The sequence below is a fragment of the Microcoleus sp. CAWBG640 genome, assembly GCF_020883015.1.
Lineage (GTDB): Bacteria > Cyanobacteriota > Cyanobacteriia > Cyanobacteriales > Microcoleaceae > Microcoleus > Microcoleus anatoxicus.
Window position 1 is genome coordinate 102,351 of the sequence record NZ_JAHRFC010000012.1, and the last position, 22,979, is coordinate 125,329.

19 protein-coding genes are annotated in these 22,979 nt (G+C 44.2%); 11 read left to right on the forward strand and 8 right to left on the reverse strand.

Features of this window, described 5'->3' with window-relative positions; genetic code table 11:
• Positions 1-138 precede the first annotated feature (138 nt).
• The 4 genes from AAFP11_RS09115 (at position 139) to AAFP11_RS09130 (ending at position 4,457) form a co-directional block, all read left to right on the forward strand.
• Positions 139-789 carry a response regulator transcription factor gene (locus AAFP11_RS09115; protein WP_340517580.1) on the forward strand — a complete coding sequence of 217 codons (651 nt, stop codon included), beginning with the start codon at positions 139-141 and terminating at the stop codon, positions 787-789.
• Positions 790-1,156: 367 nt separating this feature from the next.
• Entirely contained in the window at positions 1,157-1,678 is a 522-nt protein-coding gene (locus tag AAFP11_RS09120; RefSeq protein ID WP_006633075.1) for an NYN domain-containing protein, read from the forward strand.
• Between the two features lie 137 nt (positions 1,679-1,815).
• Positions 1,816-3,438, forward strand: a complete 1,623-nt coding sequence (locus tag AAFP11_RS09125; RefSeq protein WP_341736757.1) for a 2-isopropylmalate synthase — start codon at positions 1,816-1,818, stop codon at positions 3,436-3,438.
• Between the two features lie 218 nt (positions 3,439-3,656).
• Complete coding sequence (locus AAFP11_RS09130) at positions 3,657-4,457, forward strand: class I SAM-dependent methyltransferase (RefSeq protein WP_340517576.1); 801 nt, start codon at positions 3,657-3,659, stop codon at positions 4,455-4,457.
• A gap of 2 nt (positions 4,458-4,459) precedes the next feature.
• Here AAFP11_RS09130 and AAFP11_RS09135 read toward each other — a convergent pair whose 3' ends face one another.
• Positions 4,460-6,553 (reverse strand): von Willebrand factor type A domain-containing protein, encoded by a 2,094-nt coding sequence (locus AAFP11_RS09135; RefSeq protein WP_341736758.1) that lies wholly within the window; start codon positions 6,551-6,553, stop codon positions 4,460-4,462.
• Between the two features lie 242 nt (positions 6,554-6,795).
• On the opposite strand from AAFP11_RS09135, the gene AAFP11_RS09140 reads away from it, so the two are divergent.
• Complete coding sequence (locus AAFP11_RS09140) at positions 6,796-8,835, forward strand: ABC transporter ATP-binding protein (protein WP_341736759.1); 2,040 nt, start codon at positions 6,796-6,798, stop codon at positions 8,833-8,835.
• Positions 8,836-8,945: 110 nt separating this feature from the next.
• Here AAFP11_RS09140 and AAFP11_RS09145 read toward each other — a convergent pair whose 3' ends face one another.
• From AAFP11_RS09145 to AAFP11_RS09165, 5 genes are all read right to left on the reverse strand, one after another.
• Positions 8,946-9,164, reverse strand: coding sequence for a hypothetical protein (locus AAFP11_RS09145; RefSeq protein ID WP_341736760.1), 219 nt, complete (start codon positions 9,162-9,164; stop codon positions 8,946-8,948).
• Between the two features lie 66 nt (positions 9,165-9,230).
• A complete protein-coding gene (locus tag AAFP11_RS09150) occupies positions 9,231-10,448 on the reverse strand; it encodes a DNA double-strand break repair nuclease NurA (RefSeq protein ID WP_341736761.1) in 1,218 nt (405 codons plus the stop codon).
• Positions 10,449-10,574: 126 nt separating this feature from the next.
• Positions 10,575-11,369, reverse strand: coding sequence for an HAD family hydrolase (locus tag AAFP11_RS09155; protein ID WP_341736762.1), 795 nt, complete (start codon positions 11,367-11,369; stop codon positions 10,575-10,577).
• Positions 11,370-11,406: 37 nt separating this feature from the next.
• Positions 11,407-12,156 carry a DUF928 domain-containing protein gene (locus AAFP11_RS09160; RefSeq protein ID WP_341736763.1) on the reverse strand — a complete coding sequence of 250 codons (750 nt, stop codon included), beginning with the start codon at positions 12,154-12,156 and terminating at the stop codon, positions 11,407-11,409.
• A gap of 112 nt (positions 12,157-12,268) precedes the next feature.
• Positions 12,269-13,006 (reverse strand): DUF928 domain-containing protein, encoded by a 738-nt coding sequence (locus tag AAFP11_RS09165; protein ID WP_341736764.1) that lies wholly within the window; start codon positions 13,004-13,006, stop codon positions 12,269-12,271.
• Positions 13,007-13,339: 333 nt separating this feature from the next.
• Between AAFP11_RS09165 and AAFP11_RS09170 the strand changes: the two genes are divergently transcribed.
• The 4 genes from AAFP11_RS09170 (at position 13,340) to malQ (ending at position 18,613) form a co-directional block, all read left to right on the forward strand.
• On the forward strand, positions 13,340-15,199 hold the full coding sequence (locus tag AAFP11_RS09170) for a CHASE2 domain-containing protein (protein ID WP_341736765.1): 1,860 nt from the start codon (positions 13,340-13,342) through the stop codon (positions 15,197-15,199).
• 112 nt (positions 15,200-15,311) lie between these two features.
• Positions 15,312-16,070 (forward strand): MinD/ParA family protein, encoded by a 759-nt coding sequence (locus AAFP11_RS09175; RefSeq protein WP_340517561.1) that lies wholly within the window; start codon positions 15,312-15,314, stop codon positions 16,068-16,070.
• A 578-nt stretch (positions 16,071-16,648) separates the two neighbouring features.
• The gene (locus tag AAFP11_RS09180; protein WP_341733143.1) at positions 16,649-16,774 is read left to right on the forward strand and encodes a photosystem II protein Y; all 126 of its coding nucleotides are present in this window, start codon (positions 16,649-16,651) and stop codon (positions 16,772-16,774) included.
• Between the two features lie 330 nt (positions 16,775-17,104).
• Entirely contained in the window at positions 17,105-18,613 is a 1,509-nt protein-coding gene (gene malQ, locus AAFP11_RS09185) for a 4-alpha-glucanotransferase (protein WP_341736766.1), read from the forward strand.
• Positions 18,614-18,834: 221 nt separating this feature from the next.
• On the opposite strand, the gene AAFP11_RS09190 is transcribed toward malQ, so the two are convergent.
• Together AAFP11_RS09190 and AAFP11_RS09195 are read right to left on the reverse strand one after the other, a co-directional pair.
• Positions 18,835-19,710: a RodZ domain-containing protein gene (locus AAFP11_RS09190; protein WP_341736767.1), complete on the reverse strand. Its 876-nt coding sequence runs from the start codon at positions 19,708-19,710 to the stop codon at positions 18,835-18,837.
• Positions 19,707-20,501, reverse strand: coding sequence for a pseudouridine synthase (locus AAFP11_RS09195; RefSeq protein WP_341736768.1), 795 nt, complete (start codon positions 20,499-20,501; stop codon positions 19,707-19,709). The genes AAFP11_RS09190 and AAFP11_RS09195 overlap by 4 nt, the downstream gene beginning before the upstream one ends.
• Before the next feature lie 755 nt (positions 20,502-21,256).
• On the opposite strand from AAFP11_RS09195, the gene AAFP11_RS09200 reads away from it, so the two are divergent.
• Both AAFP11_RS09200 and AAFP11_RS09205 read left to right on the forward strand, forming a co-directional pair.
• A complete protein-coding gene (locus AAFP11_RS09200; RefSeq protein ID WP_341736769.1) occupies positions 21,257-22,081 on the forward strand; it encodes a DUF2993 domain-containing protein in 825 nt (274 codons plus the stop codon).
• Between the two features lie 51 nt (positions 22,082-22,132).
• On the forward strand, positions 22,133-22,441 hold the full coding sequence (locus AAFP11_RS09205; RefSeq protein WP_341736770.1) for a hypothetical protein: 309 nt from the start codon (positions 22,133-22,135) through the stop codon (positions 22,439-22,441).
• Positions 22,442-22,979 lie beyond the last annotated feature (538 nt).

A 22,979-nucleotide genomic window follows, 5' to 3' on the forward strand; every position in this document is an offset into this window, starting at 1 on the left:
CCCGCCCCGCTTTCCCCTCACCGCAATGCCTTCACCCCATCACCGTCCTCCAAACCCCCGCAGGGGATAAGGGGGGACGGCCAGAAAACACCGGAGTGAAAACAAGCAAGCCAGCGGAATACTTTAGCGGGAATTAACATGACAAAGGAAAATAATTCAGGAGAGCAAAAAAGGCTGATGCTGGTTGACGACGACCCCAACTTGATCTTGCTAGTCAAGGATTACTTAGAGTTTCGGGGTTATAACGTCATTACAGCAGAAAACGGCAGACACGCTCTGGAAAAACTCGAACAAGAAGTTCCCGACTTGATCATCTGCGATGTGATGATGCCGGAAATGGATGGGTACACTTTAGTCAAGCACATCAGAGAAGACCCTCGCACTAACTGGATTCCTGTTCTATTCTTATCTGCTAAAGGTCAAAGCTCAGACCGAGTAAAAGGCTTGAGCACGGGGGCTGATGTTTATATAGTTAAACCTTTTGAACCCGAAGAACTGGTAGCTCAAGTAGAATCTTCTTTGAAAGCCGCATCCCGCTTGATTCGGCACCGCAATGAAGGTATTGACAGCGGGCTCAAAATTAAAGCGCGACGCAATGTCGAATTGACTCCCACTGAGTTAAAGGTGGTACAGTTGCTAGCGCAGGGAATGGCAAACCGCCAAATCGCAGAGGTGATGAATGTCAGCCAGCGAACTATTGAAAGCCACGTCAGCAATATGCTAGGCAAAACCGGTCTCCACAACCGGACAGAGTTAACTCGCTGGGCACTAGAAAGCAAAAAAGCTTAAGCTGGGTGGGCTGCTATAAAATGAGGGGGTTGATTAACAGCAAGACTTTTTCTAACATTTGTAACGGAAAAGGTGTTGCCAAGGCGCTGCGCTATGCCACGCAGGCGGTCGGGCTGTAGTCAGTCGTTAGAACCCCCATTAACCTTGACACCGAAGCCGCCCGCTTAGTTGATAGATGTCTGGTTTTTGGGAAGGATGGCTCAATTATGGGAGCTTTTAAAAAGGCCCTCTGGCGGTAGAGCCTAAAATATGAAATACTGGGGAGATAGAGTTTTCTGAAGTTTAATCTATTGCCTCAGTTAGCTCCATATTGCTAAAATGTGATATTTAGATTAATTTCTTTCTACAATTATTAGGTCTAAGTTCTATGACAAACTTAATGAACCGCCTTTCTATTTTTGTGGACGGGAACAATATGTTCTACGCTCAACAAAAGAACGGTTGGTTTTTTGATCCTCGCAGGGTGCTCGAATATTTCAAAACTTCGCAGCCGAATGTCATCTTGATTAATGCTTTCTGGTATACGGGTCTAAAAGACCCGCAAGATCAAAGGGGATTTCGAGATGCTTTGATTAGTCTGGGTTACACGGTTCGCACTAAAATTCTTAAGGAATATTACGATGATGCTTCTGGTCGATATTCTCAAAAGGCTAATTTAGACATAGAAATTGTGGTTGATATGTTTAATACGGTGGATCAATATGACCAGGTGGTGCTGTTTAGCGGGGATGGGGATTTTGAGCGAGCGATCGAGCTACTGCGCTCGAAAAATACTCATATTACTGTGGTATCAACCGAAGGCATGATTGCTAGAGAACTCCGAAATGCCACAGATAGGTATATAGACTTAAATGAAATTAGGGAACATATCGAAAAAATGGATTATTAGTTAGTAGTTATTAGTTAGTAGTTATTAGTTAGTAGTTATTAGTTAGGGGCGGGAGGGAGAAAAAAGAGAATTGTGACGAAGGACTAATTGCCAAAATCGGTGTACACCTAAAATTCAAGAGACAATTTTTGAAAAATATGAACACTCAACAAAATCAAGACCGGATTCTGATTTTTGATACGACTTTGCGCGACGGAGAACAATCTCCCGGCGCATCTCTGAACGTGGAGGAAAAACTGACGATCGCCCGTCAGTTAGCCAGATTGGGTGTAGACATCATCGAAGCAGGTTTCCCTTTCACCAGCCCAGGCGATTTTGAGGCAGTTCAAAAAATAGCCAGAGCAGTGGGCACAGAAAATGGGCCGACAATTTGTGGCTTAGCCAGGGCAAGAAAGCCAGACATCAAAACAGCAGCCGAAGCTCTGAAGCCAGCCGCCAATGCGCGAATTCATACGTTTCTGGCTACGTCTGATATTCACTTGGAATATAAACTGAAAAAGACGCGGGCCCAAGTGCTGGAAATAGTGCCAGAAATGGTAGCTTATGCTAAATCTTTTGTCGAAGATGTGGAATTTTCCCCCGAAGATGCTTGCCGTTCTGAACCAGAGTTTTTATATCAAGTTCTGGAACGGGCGATCGCAGCCGGAGCCACAACTGTGAATATTCCCGATACAGTCGGCTACACAACTCCCAGCGAGTATGGTGCTTTGATTAGGGGAATTAAAGAAAATGTACCCAATATCGATCGCGCAATTATTTCAGTCCACGGTCACAATGATTTAGGACTAGCAGTTGCTAACTTTTTGGAAGCAGTGAAAAATGGTGCAAGACAGTTGGAATGCACGATTAATGGCATTGGCGAACGAGCCGGAAATGCCGCTCTGGAAGAGTTAGTGATGGCTTTGCACGTCCGCCGTCAATACTTTAATCCATTTTTGGGTAGACCAGCCGAATCTGAGGAGCCACTGACCAATATTGACTCGCGCCAAATTTACAAAACATCTCGCTTAGTTTCCAATTTGACGGGGATGTTGGTGCAGCCAAATAAGGCGATTGTAGGGGCAAATGCCTTCGCCCACGAGTCGGGAATTCACCAAGATGGGGTGCTGAAAAATAAGCGGACCTACGAGATTATGGACGCTGAATCCATCGGCTTAACCGAAAATCAAATTGTGTTGGGCAAATTGTCGGGGCGTCATGCTTTTCACAGTCGCTTGAAAGAGTTGGGTTTTGAAATGGGTGATGATGAGTTAAATAAGGCTTTTGTCAAATTTAAGGATTTAGCTGACAAGAAAAAAGAGATTACGGATTGGGACTTGGAGGCGATCGCCAACAACGAAGTCCATCAAGCACCCGAACTTTTCCGGTTAGAATTGGTACAGGTTTCCTGTGGCGACAAATCTCGTCCCACAGCTACAGTCACCGTGCGGACACCGACGGGGGAAGAATTGACTGATGCGGCGATCGGTACTGGCCCGATAGATGCAGTTTACAGGGCAATTAACCGAGTGGTAAATTTACCAAATGAGTTGATTGAGTTTTCAGTCCAATCGGTGACAGCGGGAATTGATGCGATCGGCGAAGTCACAATTCGCTTGCGTCACCAAGGCAAAGTATTTTCTGGACACTCAGCTAATACTGACATTATTGTAGCCTCCGCCGAAGCTTACATCAGCGCTTTAAATCGCCTTTACGGAGTATTGCAGCAGGAATCTACTGCTGGTAAGACATCGAAAGTTGTAACAGTCGCGCAGTCATAAATTGGCAATTATTTACCAATTTTCAGTTAATTTGTAGGGCGGGCATTGCTCGCCCTACTGCTGTAAAATTACCCAAAAATCAGCTAAAAAGTTGTTGGCAGCGAGTTAGATCAAATCCGGTAGCATCTAAATTATTCATCTCTCTATTCTCTTCCTCTGTGTCCTCTGTGTTCTCTGCGGTTAAATCATTCCCATGCAACTAATTAAGATTCCATAATATGCAAGAAGAAACCTTACAAAAAGAGCGACAATTCCACGATGCTTGGGCATCCACAATCGACGTTGACGGCATCCGCGTCAACGATTACTTTGAAGCTTGTACAGCCCCAGAAAATAGATTCATCGTTCAGCAAATGGGGGATATCACCGGCAAACGCCTCCTAGATTTAGGCTGTGGTGCAGGAGAAAATAGCGTTTATTTTGCAAAAAAAGGCGCGCTGTGTACGGCGGCGGACTATTCTCAGGGCATGGTAGAAGTTGCTCTGAAATTAGCAGAGACAAACGGCGTCAAAATCGAAGGTTGCACTGTAAATGCCATGGCGCTAGATTTCCCAGATAATAGTTTTGATATTGTTTACGCTTCTAATTTACTGCACCATTTGCCGGAACCCGAAAAGGCGATTCGGGAAATGCACCGCGTGCTGAAACCGGGTGGAAAAGCTTGTTTTTGGGACCCGATGAAGCACAATCCAGTCATTAATGTTTACCGCAGGATGGCGACTGAAGTGCGCACTGAGGATGAAACTCCTTTGGATATTAATATTGTGAAACTTGTCAAGTCTTTGTTTTCCGAGACAGCTTACGACACATTTTGGTTGACATCGCTGTGGATTTTTTTACGTTTTTATTTAATCGAAAAAGTGCATCCCAATGAGGAGCGTTATTGGAAGAAGATTATTATTGAACAAGAGAGATTAAAACCCGAATATTCTCGGTTGGAAGGGTTGGATGGTTTTTTAAAGAAGTTGCCTTTGATGAAACGGTTGGCTTGGAATTTGGCTGTGGTAGCAACTAAGTAATTTCAGGAAGTACCGTTTTTTGCTGCTAGCGTCTTGCAGCTTTCAACTAAACGGAGAAAATCTGCACGGTAGCCTTCCTTGTCTTCACCTTTCGCCTGATTTGCCAGCCTCAATACTTCATCAAAATTGGCTGTTCCCTTGTACTCAGAATCTCTCAAAACCATCCCAAAAGCAGCTACAGCAGCAGCAAACCTGAAGTTAGCAGAGGTATTTTCCAATTTAACAGGTTTGTCAATTACTGACTGTGTAATTAACTGGCTGACTGTCTCGTTAGGTTTTTTATAACGGAATTTGACTTGCATCAATTCATCAGTTTGAGATGCAGACTGAGTGGCTGGGTTTGGTTGATATTTTAATGGATCGACTTCGGGTAATTTGACATCGCTGGCGACACCAACCGGAATAATTTCGTAAATTGCCGTTACCGAATGTCCTGCACCTAATTCACCCGCATCTTTTTTGTCGTCATTAAAATCTTGATTTTGCAAAACTCGATTTTCGTAGCCAACTAGACGGTAAGCTTGAACCTTGGCTGGATTGAATTCTACTTGAATTTTAACATCTTTGGCGATGGTAAATAGCGTGCCTCCCATTTGAGTGACTAACACTTTTTTGGCTTCTAATAAACTATCGATGTAAGCATAATTGCCGTTACCTTTATCGGCTAGTTGTTCCATTTTGGCATCTTGCAAATTACCTGTGCCAAATCCCAAGACACTCAGAAAAACTCCTTGCTCTCGCTTTTCTTCTATCAGGCGCACCAGTTCCCCATCGCTGGAAGTGCCGACATTAAAATCGCCGTCTGTTGCCAGAATAACGCGGTTGTTTCCTTGTTTGATAAAGTTTTCTTTGGCAACTTTGTAGGCAAGTTGAATGCCCGCCCCGCCTGCGGTAGAGCCGCCTGCTTGTAACTTATCGAGGGAATCTAAGATCTTTTCTTTTTGGCTTCCTGGTGTTGGGGGCAAAACTAATCCGGCGGCTCCGGCGTAGACTACAATTGTAACGCTATCTTTGGCTCTCAATTCGCTGACGAGATATTTTAAAGATGCTTTGAGTAGCGGCAATTTGTCTGGGGAATTCATGGAACCGGAAACATCGATCAGAAATACGAGATTGTTCGGCGGTAAATCTTTGGTAGAAATGCTTTTTCCTTGTAAGCCAATGTGGACTAATTTGTGTTGGGTATTCCAGGGTGCATTGGCTACTTCTGTATTTATTGAAAAAGGTCGATCGCCTTTTGGCTGTGGATAGTCGTAGGTAAAATAATTAATTAGTTCTTCCAGACGCACTGCATCTTTTGGCGGCATCACACCGCTATTGATAAAGCGTCGCACATTGCTGTAGGATGCTGTATCGACATCGATGCCAAAGGTTGACAGTGGGTTGTTGCTAGCCCGCTGATAAGAGTTTTCGTAAATGCGGTTGTATCCTTCGCGATCGAATTCTGGTGCAGGCAGATTTGCCGGAGATGATATTGTAGGTGGTGGCGGATTCATGCCCTCAAAATTTCTACTTCTTAATATATCAGTGCCTGTAAAATTGCCAGGAGGACGATTGTTAGACAAAGGAGTAGAATTTTGAATTGCTGCTTGTCGGCGGGGAATTGTTTCTGAAAAAGGTGGCGCTACAATTCCACTAGCTGGCTTTGAAAGTGGGTGATTTTGGGGGTTAGGATCAAGTGTTGCTTTTGGTAAAGGACTGATTGATGCTAAGTCTGAGGCAAATTCCGATCGCAAACGTTGCACTGTGGCTAAATCTTCGGGGCTGACTGTGGGTGTACCTGTGGCGATCGCCCGATCAACTTTTTCCAAACAACTATTTAAACTTAGCGCAAAATCCGAGCGTTTTAAAGGTCGATCGCCTAAAGTAGTACCAAGTGAGGGGACAATCGGGCAACTGTAGCGTTTTGCTAAGGATAGTAGTGCTTGGAAAGCCCAGCTATTTGGTTTAATTTCTGCTGCTTGAGAAACATTGGTGGGAGTTGGTGCGCCAGTTTGGCGATCGACTTCTTGGGCGATCGTACTTTGGGGAGTGATGGAGTAAAAAGTTAAAATTACTGGACTTAATACCAATATTTGCAACAAAAGTTTACGCATCGACTTTTACTCCTGAAGATATTGCGATCGCCCTCTAGAATAATATACTACATCGGTTTCCTAATTCGGAATTATTTAACCACAGAGTACGCAGAGAACACAGAGAGACAGTTAAGAGAGGTGAATAACTCCTATGAATAGAGAAATTGATAATTTAAATGATTGTATTTGCTACTATACTAACATATAGTAGTAGCATCGCTTCTGCCATCTCAAATTTTTCCTATAAAATCTAAAATCGAATGACTGTTTCCTCACCAGTAGCAGATACCAACAACCAACCCCGCCGCGAAACAGACTGGCGGTTATTCATGAGGTTGGCCACTTACGCAGGGCGCAGCAAACGCTTGTTAATTATTTCGATCGTCCTATTAGTACCCCTAGCAGTATCCGGCGCGGTTCAACCTGTCTTGATCGGACAGGCAATTTCGCTAATTCGAGCTGAACCTACCTACGAATTTCTGCGGGGAATGTCTTTGTCTGCCGGATTAAATCTTCTGGCAGTTATGCTGATGCTAACTATCACATTTCGGCTAGTATTGCAATCAGTTCAAGGCTATTTAGTCACGAAGGTAGGGCAAATAATTACTACTGATATTAGAAATGATTTGTTCGCCCATGTCACCTCCCTAGCCGTCCGATTTTTCGATCGCACTCCTGTAGGTAAACTGATGACTCGTCTCACCAGTGATGTAGAGGCTTTGGGGGAAGTTTTTTCTTCCGGGGCGATCGGGATTATCAGCGATTTATTTTCAATATTAGTAATTGCCGTATTCATGTTTACCATGCAGTGGCAATTAGCTTTAATGTTGGTGTTAATGATGATTCCAATTACCGCCCTCATAGTTTATTTTCAGTATAAATATCGGATAGCCAATTACAAGACTAGAGAAGAACTTTCCGATCTCAATGCACAACTGCAAGAAAACTTGACTGGTATTGGTGTAGTACAGCTATTTCGTCGTGAAAAATTCAACTCACAATTGTTTCGTGTCACTAATAAACGCTACATTAAGGCAATTGATGAAACAATCTTTTACGACTCAGCCGTATCTGCGACATTAGAATGGATTGCTTTAGTGGCGATAGCGGCAGTTTTGTGGATGGGCGGTAAAAGTCTTCTGGGAGGTACAATTAATTTTGGGACTCTCTCTGCATTCATTTTGTTTGCTCAGCGTCTTTTCGATCCCCTGCGGCAATTTGCAGAAAAATTTACCGCTATTCAAGCAGGATTTACGGCGGTTGAACGGATTAGCGATATTCTCAACGAACCCATCGAAATTAAAGATCCAAGTATCCAACAGAAGCAAGAAGTAGGAATAGGGAATAGCAAAGAAGGAAAAGCAGAATATTATTCACCGCTGCTGATAACGGGACATCCAGACGCAATTGGTTATAATTTGTCTCCATTCCCACCAGAATTGAGCGATGATAATCATCAAAATCCGCCCACTTCGGAATATCGTCTATTGTCTAAAAATTCCCAAGTCACCCCGCCCAATTTGGGCTTAACAAAGGATAATAGAAAAAATCTTCAATCGCCGGATGGTGAATCTGGAGAAATCCAATTTGACAATGTGTGGTTTGCTTACAAAGAAGACGAATATGTGCTGCAAAACCTGAATTTCACAATCAAATCTGGGGAAAAAGTAGCATTAGTTGGGCCCACAGGTGCGGGGAAAAGTTCGATTATCCGTCTGTTGTGTCGCCTTTACGAGCCCACTAAAGGACGTATTTTAATTAATCATGTTGATATTCGGGATTTGCCTCAAGCAGAATTGCGGCGACACATAGGGGTGATCATCCAAGATGGATTTTTATTTGCTGGGGATGTGAAAAGCAATATTAGTCTGGGTGAAAATTACTCGATCGAGGAAATCCAAGCAGCAGCAGAAAAGACAAATGTTGCCGGTTTAATTGAACAATTGCCCCAAGGTTATGACACGCAATTGCGGGAGCGAGGTACAAATCTATCTGGGGGACAAAAGCAGTTATTAGCCTTTGCTCGTGCGGCTATTCGCAATCCCAGTATTTTAGTTCTAGATGAAGCAACTGCTAGTTTGGATGTGGGTACAGAATCTTTGATTCAAGAAGCTCTAGAGCGTTTGATGGCGGAAAGAACGGCGATAATTATTGCTCACCGACTCTCGACTATCCGAAATGTCGATCGCATTTTAGTGCTTAAACGCGGCCAATTAATAGAGTCTGGTAGCCATGAGGAATTGTTGCAACAAGAAGGGTTGTATGCTAGTTTGTATAAGTTGCAAATGCTAGGAAGTTAATATTGGAAGGAAACAGCAAAAATCTTCCCTTATTTCTTAGTCCGCCCAGGCGGACTTAGTTTTTATAGTCGCGGTTGAAACCGCCGATTTTTCAACTTAGACCGTTAAATTTACTTACCCGAAATCATTTTCCAAAGTGTTTCTGGTAGGTGAATTACATACTGAAACAACTGATTGGGTCCGATGCCGAACATTAACTGCATTGTCAGCACAATTACGGCCAAAGCAATCGCCGTCCCGATGCTAGCCTTCAATACTTTCACTGCCCAATTAAATACTAACCAAGATACAAGTAATGAGGCAATTAAGATAATTAATTCTAGGGGCATATAACATTTTTAACTCTTATTTAATTATAGTTGTGATGGCTAAGGCTATAAAACAATCTGTATATTTCAAGCAATGCTGCCACGTTTCCGTGTTTCTTTGTAAGAAATTCCGACATTTTGTAAACCAGCTTTAATCATTTCTTGCTCCAATAAAGCGAAAAATCGACCTCTATCTCCTCCTTTCACCACAGCTTGATTGTGGGCTTCTGCTAAGGTGACTGGATAGCCACCGCCTTTGCGTACCTGAGCGAGCATCATTCCCAAGGCTAAATCTAGCTGGGCTGAATCTTCTACTACCCATTCCGGCACTTCTATTCTAGCAATTTCTGTCCCTACATGAACGTAACAAAAATAGACTGAATTCAAGCCGTACAAATCTAAAATTCTCGCTTGGGATTTCCAGAAAGGACTTCTTTCTCCCGGTGACAAGATTGTGGCCCATAAAATGACATCTCGCAAGGGTTCAAATACTTGACAAGGTGCTTTTTCGGCGTAGGAAAGTGTGGCTGCAAATCCGACATTGGGGCAGTTAGTTATGCAGTCGGGTACTTCGTGGGTGCAAGCTTGAAATCGTAAAAAAGATAAGCTATCGCTGCTGCGAGAAGCACTCAGATATCCTAATAGGGGAATTCCTGCTAAACGCAACTTGTCCCATGCTGCTAAGATGGGCTGCAAAATTAAATCGCGGGCATCGGTGGGTAAGGGTTCTAAAAACCAATAAATCAGGGAACCGTCTACCATTGCTAAAGCTGGTGCTGGCAATTTATGGTTATTAACTTTCGCCCAATTTTCCCCCATTTCTGCTAAGAAGATTGCTTCGGAAACTGCCCGCCGATATCCCATCCATTCTTCTGTTCTAATTCCCCACTGTCGGGAAATATACAAGTCTTCTGGTTTGTAAAAAACTTCTGGTACACTGTTTAAAACTGGGTGGCGACTTTGCCCATAGTGGAGCATGACAGTGCCGATGTTGAGCAGGTAGCAGTAGGCTATTTCGTGATGGTTTGGTGAAATTTGTGAGCCGTCTGTGGCAAAGACTGTATGGGCTGTGGGGGGAGCTGGGATATAAGTGCGATCGGACAAGGACTCGATCGGTGTGGCAGAATTAAATAAAGTGCGATCGCGCCAACTCTCTTGTAATTCTACCAATTCTTCCTGTCTCGCTGCGGCTTTTTGTAACAAATTCTGAGCGACTTCCAAACGCTGGCGAGCGGCCACAGCCTCCACGGTTAAATGTTGGCTCATTCCCTGCATTGCTTTTGCTGCTTTTGTTAAATCTAACATTTGTTATTTGTTATTTGTTATTTGTTATTTGTTATTTGTTATTTGTTATTTGTTATTTGTTATTTGTTGTTGGTTGTTGGTTGTTTGTTTGTTACTTGTGGCTTTTTTACTCATTACTACATAACATCATGATTGCTCCGGGAGCCAATGGGAGAAATCGGCCGCAAACTGTGATAGAGACAACAATTGAACTGGGGGATTTTCAGCTACTGATTCCCGTTCAGCCAAAGTATTGTAACCCCAATCCGCTAAAAATAACTTCACATCTGATAAATCAGGCTGCTGTTTCACCGAGAGCAAAGTTTTTAACCTGTCTTCCACAAACCAAATAGTAGCATCTTCGCCAGATGCTGCCAAAAATTCCCGCAAAATTTGATGTTTTGGCTTGTTATATTCCTTGCCATAGATTAATTCTGACGGTAATTTGACACCGGCTAACTGCAAAAGTTCTCTCACAAAGCGACCTTCCTTTGTCGTAACTATCGCCACTTTGACCGAAGTCTCCTGCCATCTGCATAAACTTTCGGCTACTCCTGGATAAAAACGGTGCAAAGAAAGCCATCCAGGCAAATCTTCGGCAATCCAATTATCCCGCAATCCATCTAACATAGCCCCAACTGATGCTGCTTTTAAATCATTTTCTGACATCAATTGTGGTACAATGTTTGGCCAATCTAGCAATATTTGCTGTTCCGTAATTCCTGTCAGCAGTGCGCGAATCAGCAGGGGCATTTCCCAACCAGTTTCAATGGCTGGACGCACTCTATAAAAACTGGAAGCTAAATCGGGATCTGGGGCTGTTTGAGCGGGCTTCCAGATTTGACAGTAGGTGCGCCAAGCTGTTTGAAAATATTCGATTAATCCGTCGCAAATCACGCCGTCAAAATCCAGAGCTAGAATTGTGGGAAACTGATTATTCATTAGTAAGCTGTCAGTTGTGTGTTGTCAGGAGTGATTATTAGAAAGATTGAACTAGGGGTTGACTCATCACTGCATCTAGTTTTTGAGACTGCAATAATTGACTCCACTCTGCTGTCAGCTTGGCATCATCAGGAGCCTGACGGCGTAATTGGGCGAGATTAGCTACTGTTTCGTACCAAATCCCATTCTTAGCGTAAACGCTCAGTCTAGCGATCAGGTCGGGAGTCGCTAAATCGGTTTTGAGGCTTGGCTGAGGTTCAATCCGCTGTACAGAACCGTTGACAAAATAATCTCCGGCTCTATCTTGTGAGTTGCAAATCACCGCAAAGGACCACTGATATCGCTGACCTACCTGAAGAGTTTTCTGAGGATTATCAGTAGTCGGAATAGTTACCTCAACAATCCCTGGCTTGTCAACTTTGAAGGTAGTTTTGTAAATTTCCGTTGCTTTTTCATCTTCTGTTTGCAAAGTAAACTCCACTTCAGTACCAGGCCCAGAAACGTAAGCCAAAAATGTTGGCGAGGCTGCTAGGGTTAAACCAAAATTGCTGTCTGGGATTAAGGGAATAATCGATAATTCTTTTTGACACGCATCCCCTCGATGGGTTCCACCTTGGCGATTGTTGGGAGCTTCCACATCTGGGGGCTGGAAATTAATATTCTGGCTCAGTTGCATTGGGGTAGACTCAGCTAGCAATGGTGCTGGTAGACTAGAAATAATAGCTGAGATCGCCCCTAGAGCCAGATACTTAGTATAAACAGTAGTAAGATGCAGAAAACCTTTCATTGCTTTGACTAAATTGTAGAAGTGTGGTATGGCATTTTTGTAGGGTTAACCAGGAGTTGAAACTTCTGATTAACACTACAACCATCTCAATCTTGACACAATCGAGCAAAAATTAAAGAGATTCAACCAGAGGTTGAGTGGCTACGGAATCAAGTCCTTGGGAGTGCAACAATTTATTCCACTCTGCGGTCAAAACTGAATCTGCTGGTTTCTGACGGCGCAGTTCGGCTAGAGTTGTGACAGTCTCATACCAAATCCCATTTTGGGCGTAAAAGTTCACTCTTGTCATCGGGTCGGTTTTTTTTAAACTGTTCTGGACATTGGCTTCTTTTTCTACTCGTTCTACCCAGCCTTTTACTACTAAATCCGCCGATCGATCTTGATTATCACAAATCATGGAAAATGACCAGACATAACGCTTACCTACTTGCACAGACTTGTCTTTTGCTCCGGGTGGAACATTGACCCCTACAATCCCTGGCTTGTCAACTTTGAAGCTTTTTTCGTAGACTAATTCGTCTTCCTTTTCTGTGAGCAATGTGAATTCTATTTGGGCATCAGTTTGAGGGACATACACAAAAAATGTAGGCGAATCTGTGAGTGTTAAACCAATATTACTAATGGGTACTAAAGGAGTAATGGATAAGCCAGCCGGACATTCACCATTACCACGATGTGTCCCCCCTTGTCGGTTGGCGGGGGCTGTGACGTCGGGAGGCTGGAAGTTAAGACTCTGGCTCAGAAGAATTGGTTGAGATTGGGCTCGCACTGGTGTAGGTATCGTGGGGATAGTGGCTGCGATCGCAGATAAAGCCACCGAAACCGTAGCAAGATGTAAAAAACGTTTCATTTTTTGTACCTTTGAGTATAATATTGCAAACATAGAAATTGTCTGTTTGCGAGAAATTTTTTCGAGCAACTAGACTCGCTGTAGATACACATTTTTAACCTTGACATATCAATAGCATTAATTAATGCGATCGGCAAGTGTATTCTCAACAGCCCAAACATCAAGTTGTCCAAGTCGTAAGGATTATTACGGAGACTGAAAGCTAAAAACGGTAAAAATTTTTGACAAAGTTGCGGAATCTTCGGACTGTTCTAAGATAGAGACAGTCGAGGGTTAAGGCCAGCGCCTACAAACTGCTGCTCCACAAACGACTCAAACCTTTATCCAGGGACCATGAGTAATATATTTAACCAAATTCGATCGGTAACAACCCCATTGAGTAAGTTTTATAAACCTTCGGTAACATTTGCGAGGTCTGTACTAATAGCTAGCGCAGCCGTAACCTTGTCCTTAATTGGGGCTAGACAGCTTGGAATACTCGAATCAGTAGAGTTAGCGGCTTATGACCAAATGGTGAGGTGGCGTCCTGACGAAAGTCCAGACTCGCGCTTGTTAATTGTCGGAATTACCGAATCAGACATTCAGAGGCTTAAACAGTGGCCCATATCCGATCGCAAAATAACCGAAATCTTACAAAAACTAGACAAACTACAGCCACGAGTCATCGGTTTAGATGTCCTGCGAGATGTACCCCAAGGAGCGGGGCGGGACGAGTTAACTAAATTTTTGCGCAGAAGCGATCGCACGATCGGAGTTTGTTTAGTCACCGATGGTACTGGGGATAGTCCCGGTACTCCGCCTCCCCCCGGAATACCAAAAGACCGGATTGGATTTGCAGATTTCGGAGTAGATTCCGGTGGCATAGTGCGCAGGGCTTTATTATTTATGAAACCCCCGGCTATAGAGACTAACTATCCTACCGAAAAACACCTTTGTAACGACAATTCCCAAGTTTTATTTTCCTTTAATCTCCAGCTAGTATTGCGCTACCTGCAAGCGCAAAAAATTTACCCCAAACTCGCGAAAGACCAATCTCTATGGCTTGGTCAAAAGCAGTTTAAAAAATTGGAACCCAATGACGGAGAATATACAAATGTCGATCTCAGAGGATATCAAATACTAATTAACTATAGGTCGAGAAGTAAAGTAGCAAACCAAGTCAAATTAACAGATGTCTTGGAAGGTAAAATCAACCCGAACTTGGTTAAGGATAAAATAGTTCTCATCGGTTACACCACAGAAACTGTTAAAGACTTTTTTTATACTCCTTACAGTGCGGGAAAAGACAAAAACCAATTCATGCCGGGGATAGTTACTCACGCACAAGTCGTTAGCCAAATTTTGAGTGCGGTTTTAGACGATCGACCTTTATTTTGGTTTTGGCCCGAATGGCTAGAAATTCTCTGGATTTCGGGATGGTCCATTGTGGGAGGAACCTTGGCTTGGCGGATAACTCACCCTACGCGCTTGATACTCACCTTTGTGGGAATGCTGGGAGTATGTTGCATCACCAGCTTTGGGATTTTTTGGTTAGGAGGGTGGGTGCCGATGGCAACACCGGCCTTAGCTTTAGTTGTCACTGGTGGCAGTATTGTATTAGCCGACAGATTTAATAAATCCGGTTACGGGAAAGCAATTACCGATCGCGTAAAACAAGTTTTCAAAATTGAAATAGACCAAGCCCAAAAAGATGAGCAAGTAGCAGAAATTACGCAATCTCAGTTCTTTAAAGAATTGCAGCAAAAAAAAGATCTACTTAGAGCGAGCAAAAAAGAACTCTCTGCTCCTTCTGCTTCTCCACCCGCAGAAATACCCAAAATAACTGCTGTTTCGACGACACCTCAAAACGCTGAAAGCCAGCCCCAGGATTACTTAGCTCACTTAAAGCAAAAATCTCAAAAACACAAGCAGCGCGGGGCACGGAGTGAAGCTGAACAGGAATCCCAAACCCCTGTGACTGTTGAGGAAAAAGGGCTTGACGGAGCGATCGAAACTCAAACCGATGAGGAGTTGAGCGATTTGTCAGCTCAGCCATCCCAAACCCCTGTGACTGTTGAGCAAACACTGCTTGACGGGGCGATCGAAACTCAAGCTGATGGGGAGTTGAGCGATTTGCAAGCCAAAGCCCGACAAATGCGACAGCGCAAATCCGCAAAAAACAGGCTCAAAAATCCAACCAATCAGGACTATTAGAGCTTCTGGCATCTTCCATCTTCCTTTTGCCATAGCTTGTCAAAGGGTCGAATGGTAGCGGAGGATGTGAAAGTAGTAATTTGCGTCCTCATCTCACACTCCAAACTAAACCATGTCCAAAACCATCTCTGTCCACTCCTACCGGGGTGGAACTGGCAAATCGAACACGACAGCAAACCTGGCATCTATCATCGCTAGCAAAGGAAATCGGGTGGCTATTGTAGACACCGATATTCAATCCCCTGGGATTCATGTATTGTTCGGTTTCACTGAAAACAATATGGATCGCTGTCTGAATGATTACCTATGGGGTCGATGTCCGATCGCCGATACAGCCTGCAAAGTAACTTCCCTATTGCCACCATTAGCCAATAAGGGCGAACTCTACCTGATCCCTTCGAGCATTAAAGCAGGGGAAATCGCACGAGTTTTGCGTGAAGGCTACGACGTAGGATTGCTGACGGATGGTTTTGAAGAGCTGATCGAGGTTCTGGACTTAGATTACCTATTTATCGACACTCACCCTGGCCTCAACGAAGAAACTCTGCTCAGTATTACAATTTCCGATATTCTGCTGCTGATCCTGCGTCCCGATCAGCAAGACTTTCAAGGAACGGCTGTGACGGTAGATGTGGCCCGACAATTAGAAGTGCCAAAGATCTTGATGACTATCAATAAAGCCCCGGAATCCCTGGACTTTGATGATTTGAAGCAGCAAGTAGAGACGATATACAAGATCCCAGTGGCAGGAGTTCTGCCCCACAGTGACAAAATGATGCTGCTGGCGAGTAAGGGAGTTTTTGCTTTGCATTACCCCAACGATCCCCTAACTGCGGTGGTGGAAGGGATCGCTAGACAAATTATGGCCTGATCCTGGGATGTGCTGCTGTGCGAGGCGATCGACCATTTCAACTCACGCCCACCGGGCGAGATGACCAGATGGCGGGGGCGATCGAACTTTCGGTGGCAAAGATTAGCTTGTTTAGTCTGAAGAATGGTGACACAATAAGATAAAAATAGATTATAAAGAATAGCCGGAAAACCTGCTTGACTTGAGTCGAGGGATCGAAGGTAGTTGCAGGATAAATCCTGCCTTGATTTACCGATCGTGCCGAATCATGTTAACCCAGTGTTTTTGCCTAGTCAAATACACCTCTGTCATCATGATTGTGGAATAGGTATCCGGCCTGTTCAAGACTTGCTTTTACGCAGAGGTCTCCAAGGACTTGTCAGTACAAGACATTAAAACCTACCCCCCGACAGGGGGAAAGTTACGACCGAGGAGCTAGTGGCCACACTAGGATAGCAGACCGCCATGTTTGGCAACAGGATTGCGCCCGGAAACCCCAGCAATAGGGATATTAAGGCTGCCCAGTCTTAAGAATCCCGGCGTGAGCTTAACTGGGGAGAGTCAACAGAATTTGTGAAAAAACTTTAGGAGGAGAAACAATGGATTTTGACCTGCGGATACTAATAGTATTGATGCCCGTTTTGTTGGCTGGCGGCTGGGCCGTATACAACATCGGCGCTATTGCTCTGACACAAGTTCAGAAATTGTTGAACAAGCAAACTTAAACTTAGCTTATTTACAGCTACTTTCCGAGCCGACTGTTTCTTAAGATACAAAAACAGTCGGCTAATTCATGTTTATTTACTGTAAAATCCTTGGGAAAAGTTAGAATCATTTCTCAAAAACCAAGAGAGCATTGATGAACTCGGAAAATGAATCTATCGGCTGCGATCGCTTAAAGAAAATCAAACTATTGGTCAAACACACTCTAACCAAAATATGAGACAATCACAAAAGTAATTGCACTGAAAAAAAACCGAAAAACTCCGAAGTTTAACCTGTAGGGAAGATCGGTAAAATTGTCAACGTTGAACTCCTATATCTTGAGATAGATTATGCTTTTTCCCAGATCTAGCGGTATTCTAGTCCACCCCACATCCTTTCCCAGTCGATTCGGCGTAGGCGACATGGGAATAGAAGCCTATCGCTTTATTGACTTTTTAGTAGAAAGCGACCAGCAATACTGGCAAATATTGCCACTGGGCCCCACAGGATACGGCAATTCTCCTTATTCATGCTATTCAGCAATGGCAGGAAATCCGATGCTGATCAGCCCGGAAATATTGCGAGACGAGCAATTGGTAACAGATGAAGACTTGGCTAATTGGCCGGAATTTCCCCTCGACTATGTAGAGTTCGAGCGCGCAGTGGCTCTGAAATTGCCATTGCTCAAAAAAGCCTCCGAAAATTTTAAGGCGAAAGCATCGCCGGTGCAGCAAAGAGAATTTTCGGCTTTTTGTGAAAGCAAAGCGATATGGCTGGAAGATTATGCCTTGTTTATGGCTCTCAAAGAATCCTTTGGTGGTGTTAGCTGGAACAATTGGGAATCAGATATTGCTCATCGAAAACCCGATGCGCTAGACAAGTGGCGGCAGCAGCTAAATTCTGAGATTTATTACTACAAATACGTCCAGTTTGAGTTTTTTCGCCAGTGGACGGAGTTGAAACGTTATGCTAACCTGCGGGACATTAAAATTATTGGTGACATTCCAATTTATGTAGCTCACGATAGCGCAGATGTATGGTCTCATCCCGAAACATTCTGCTTGGATGAACCCACGGGAGAACCAGCTTTAATGGCGGGAGTTCCCCCTGATTACTTCAGCAGTACAGGTCAATTGTGGGGCAACCCTGTCTACAATTGGGAGGAGTTGCAAGCAAATAATTTCCAGTGGTGGGTGCAGCGTTTTGAAGCGATTTTTGATTATGTAGACGTGACTCGAATAGACCACTTTAGAGGATTTGAGGCATACTGGGCTGTTAAGCGCGGCAAAAAAAATGCGATCGAGGGAGAGTGGATTCAAGCGCCGGGAACAGCTTTGTTTGAGGTAATTAACGAGAAGTTTGGCAACCTGCCAATTATCGCTGAGGATTTAGGGTTAATTACTCCTGAAGTGGAAGCTTTGCGCGATCGATTTGAGTTTCCGGGAATGAAGATTTTGCAGTTTGCTTTTAACTCAGGTCCCAATGAACCTTTTTTGCCTTTTAACTACGAACGTAACTGTGTAGTCTACACTGGGACTCACGACAACGATACGACTGTCGGATGGTTCAATCAACTGCAACACCACGAAAGAGAAGAGGTTTATCGTTATTTGGGCTGCCTCGATCCCCAAGGGATTCATTGGTCTTTAATCCGCATGGCTTGGGGTTCGATTGCTAATTTGGCAGTTGTTCCGTTTCAAGATTTGTTGGGTTTGGGTGCAGATGCCAGGATGAATTTTCCAGGGAAAGCAGAGGGAAATTGGGGCTGGCGATATCGGGCAGAAGCTTTGAATTGGGAAGTGCGCGATCGGCTCAAAACCATGACTTACATCTGTGGGCGTTCCCCTAAGAGAAATTAAAAATGGGTAACTTATTAGTTGTTATTTGTTAGTAGAAAAACTCTGGGTGCATCTCTATTTGGCAAGTATATTCGTAGGGGCGAAGCATGACCGCTGTAAATCTCTGGTTATCACTAATAAATTGTCTGCGGTCATGCTTCGCCTATGCAAAATCGGGATGCTCCCAAAACTCTTAACTACTAACAAGTAACAACTAACTATTACCCATTACCAATTACCAATTACCCTTCCTTTTTGGCTTTTTCTGAAGGTTTGAGTTCGTCAGCTTTGAAAACAACTTGTTTGACAACTCCAGGGTCTCCGAGTTGCTCTGCTTGTCCGTTATTAAAGGCAATTAGTACCCCGCCGGCGTTGCCCGCTACCACCACTAATTTGTCTTTAGCTTGCCAAGTGCGCTGAGTCCCAGAAGGCAAAGTTCCCTCAAACTCGGTTTTGCCATCGATTTCAATTTGCAACCACGATTCTTCCTTGAAAGTGACGCTAACCATTACTGGTTTATCGCTAGATTTATTTAAATTTCCCTCTTTTGTTCCCGCTTGTAGAGTTGTGTAAGTATCCACTTTCTGCTTTTTGGCGAGGCGATCGGACTCGACTGCTAAACGGGCTTGTTGTTCTTGAAGTGCGAGTTGTTCTTTGACCAGCTCGTTTCTTCCTGGGAAGGAACCACCCATCAATTGAGACAAGCTATTGACCGAAAAGATAATTAGAAATGTGTAAAACAGGTACAAGTGCATCGGCCGCAACTGAGGCCATTCTTGCCAGGATAACTTGGGTACCGATCGAGGTGCTGGTTCGATCGGGAAAAAGTCGGCAAACTCAGCCCCGTCCAAACCCATGACCTCGGCGTACCGCTTGATCAAACCTTGAGTGTAGACTGGTTCGGGAAGTCGATCTAGTTGACCATCCTCGATCGCCTGTAGCAGATCCCGCCGAATCATCGTCACCACAGCTACTTTGTCCAAGCAAATCGACTCTTTTTCCCGGAACTGGCGGAGTTTTGCGCCAATTTCTGCTAGCTTTTGGGCGCGTTCTGCCTCTTGGGAAGGCAGCTTTTTTTTAGGGGTTTTGAAAAGTAAAAAAAATAAATTCTTTGTCATAGGCTGTGCTTCCTGATGTTGACTGGCACATTGGTTGAGGTTAGGTTGACTAGACTCCATAAAAAAATAATTTCAGAATTTGTAAGAGGTCGGCAGCAGCCTACTGGCAATATTGGCTCCGAAGGTGGCTGCAATTGAATCGAGCCAATGGCTGTGCGGTGTAGGCCCAGCACGGGATATCCTAACTGCTCGGCGGTTCGCCGAATTTGTCGATTTCTCCCTTCTGATAAAATAACGGACAACATGGTTTGGTTGCGAGTGCGCTCTAGGACTTCAACTTGAGCTGGCATAGTCTTTCTGCCGGCCAACACGATCCCCTGACGCCACGCTTGCAGTACCGGTTCGGGAGGATGCCCCTGCACCCAAACCTGATAAGTTTTGGATATCGAATGACGCGGATGAGTCAAACAAAATGTCAGCTTACCATCATTAGTGAGTAGCAGTGCGCCCGTAGAATCTGCATCTAAGCGTCCTACCGGGTGAATGCCTTGACCGGAACGTAGTTTGGGAGGCAGCAAGTCCAGAACTTTCGATCGCGCCCTGGGGTCGCTGCAAGTCGAAACTACCCCAGGGGGTTTGTGAAGTAACAGATAGACTGACGCTGGTCGTTCTGTCGCCTTGACCGGCACTCCATCGACTTCGATCAGATCGATATCTGGATTAGCTTTTTGTCCTAAATTCACGACCTGACCATTGACTCGCACTCGTCCAGCGATCATCATTTGTTCAGCTTGACGGCGAGAGGCGATGCCCCACTGGGCGAGGATTTTTTGTAGCCTTTCATCTGACATGACGGGAGTTTGGAAACGCCCAACTCTTGAGTTGGGGGAGGAAATACGACAGGTTGAATTGATTAACGGTGTCTCATCAACACTGGTGTGACTTTGGATTTAAAAGTTGGTGAATCTTTCTCTTCCAATACCCCTAAATTTATTGGGGGTTTACGGACTCCTAGGCCGACAGCTTCGTAAAGTTGTTGCTTGGATGGCAGTCCAGCTAAATCTTGACACGATTTAGACAAACTATGTACAAATGTTACGTTACAGGAAGAGTTTTATTTTGGATGCTTTCGATACATTTAGCCCCGACCAATTAGGCAATCGGTGTCTGTGGTATGTGTTAGGCGCTATCTGACGTTGTAAATCTGACATCGCAAATCGGAAATTTTGTAAACTTCATTTCCTGATTTTGAACAAATTATACTGTTGGCGAAACCGTACAAAGGTTGGCACATCCGCAGATTGTCCCGATGCAATAACCCTGAAGATTGTATGAAAACTCTAGGTTTTCACTCTCGATCGCCATTCCTGCACCTTCGCTCGACTGCTGGTTACAAAGGTGCGGGGTTAGACGAGACAATTATAAACTAACACTAAAACAAATACTAGGTTTATAGTTAAATTTGCGGTAGTCTGAGCTTCCATACATGACAACGCTGGCAACCAGGGAGCTAGCGGGGACAATTTTCCCTACTTTCGGCGATGGGGAGTCAGCGAGAATCCCCGCACCTCAAGCAGCCCGGATGGTGTAATTTTTGTGTTTGAATATGAAAGTTCCAATTCTGAAATCTTTTATGACAGTCGATCGCAATTCTTGGGAATTTGACAATGGATCTGACCCTACTGGGGAACTGGGAGGTGCTAATTTCGGTAAGCAGCAGGGTTCGGGGATACCATCAAGGAGTCAAGGCAGCCGAATCGCGAGTGCAGTGCTGTCTCCGGCGGTGCAGTTGTGGCTGCGATCGCAAGTTCAGCAGGTGTCAGAGTTGAGCGTGAAAATAGAGGGGAGCGATCGACAAATCTTCAGTGGTGCGATCCCCAAAGTAACGGCAACAGCTCGCGGTGCTATCTATCAGGGACTGCATCTAACTTCCATCGCCATAGAGGGTGCTGGCATCCGCGTTAACCTCGGTCAAGTTATCAAAGGTCAACCACTCCGCCTTTTAGAATCCTTTCCCGTATTCGGCGTTTTACGGCTAATTCAAGCCGATTTAAATGCGTCGCTGAAAGCACCTTTGCTTGCTAATGCTTTGAGCGATTTTTTACTGCCAATACTGCCGCTAGGCGATCGGGAACAGCCTCTGATATTACAAAATTCGCAAATAGTAATTAATGCAGGTTTGTTGACGCTTTCTGCTGTTATTTTGCGCCCTGAAGGTACGCAAATCCCCTTTGTATTGCGGACTGGTTTGCGGATGTTGAGGGGTCACGAATTGATGTTAGAGAATCCAGAAATCGAATTTTCACAATCATCCACTAAGCATATTGTAGATAGTTTTAAAATTGATTTTGGGCCAGAAGTCGAAATTGAGGAGTTAATTTTGAATACCGGGGAAATAGTTTGTCGGGGTGGAATTAGAGTTTTGCCTTAGTTAGTTAAATGGCTTTAAACGCAAGCCCTAGAATTATTGCTCAGCTAGCTGATGACTCAGAAACACTTCACAGTCATCCCTTTTCCAGACAAATCCAATGTTACAGACAACAATGTATTGAGGGCGAGTGCGATCGATAATTCGCTCTTCCTCCCAGCCACAGATCAGCCACCTCACCGTAATCGGCGTCATCCTGATCGCCTCAGAAGTCTCCTGGTGAGTCAATCTAAGTTGAAACACTGTTCTTCCCACCCACCGATACAGATTTGTGGTGCGAGTTCTCCTCGTTTGGGCGATCGGACTGGCTCAATTAAATACAATGATAATCGCCACCATTATATTGATGTGTTAGATATTTAAATTTAATTGGGCGATCGGGTGGGATACCCGCGCCACAAGCTTTTGCAGTTCTTGTCAGTTTTTGGACACTCTCTCTTTATCCGCTTATCCGCTCGCGTAGTCGAATTCGTAAACAGCTCGATCAGTTCGATTCCTTACGTTCTGGCGATCGAGGATGTCTTACCCTTTGTGTCCTAACACGGGTCATTGCCATAACAAATATAGAAATTAGAGCTTCTGTCTTGGGATGGGAACAGATTATCACCCTTCTGGGGATTTCTTTATGGGAGGAGTATTGACGGCTATACAAACAAAATCTGCGGATTATACCATACTTGCGATAAATAAGAAAGTAGAAAAATTACTACAAAAAGATTCGGTTCCCTCTACTCGCATCACCCTGGTTATTAGGCTATTCTTGAAAAGCGCCAAAAGGGAAGCGGTTCACTGAACCACAACCGGAAGGTAAAAACCGAACCTAGAAAAAAGAATAGTTTGAAAGCTTAAAGCACTATTAACCTCGTCAAAAAATTAGAGATAGAGAGTAAAAGCAGTAGCT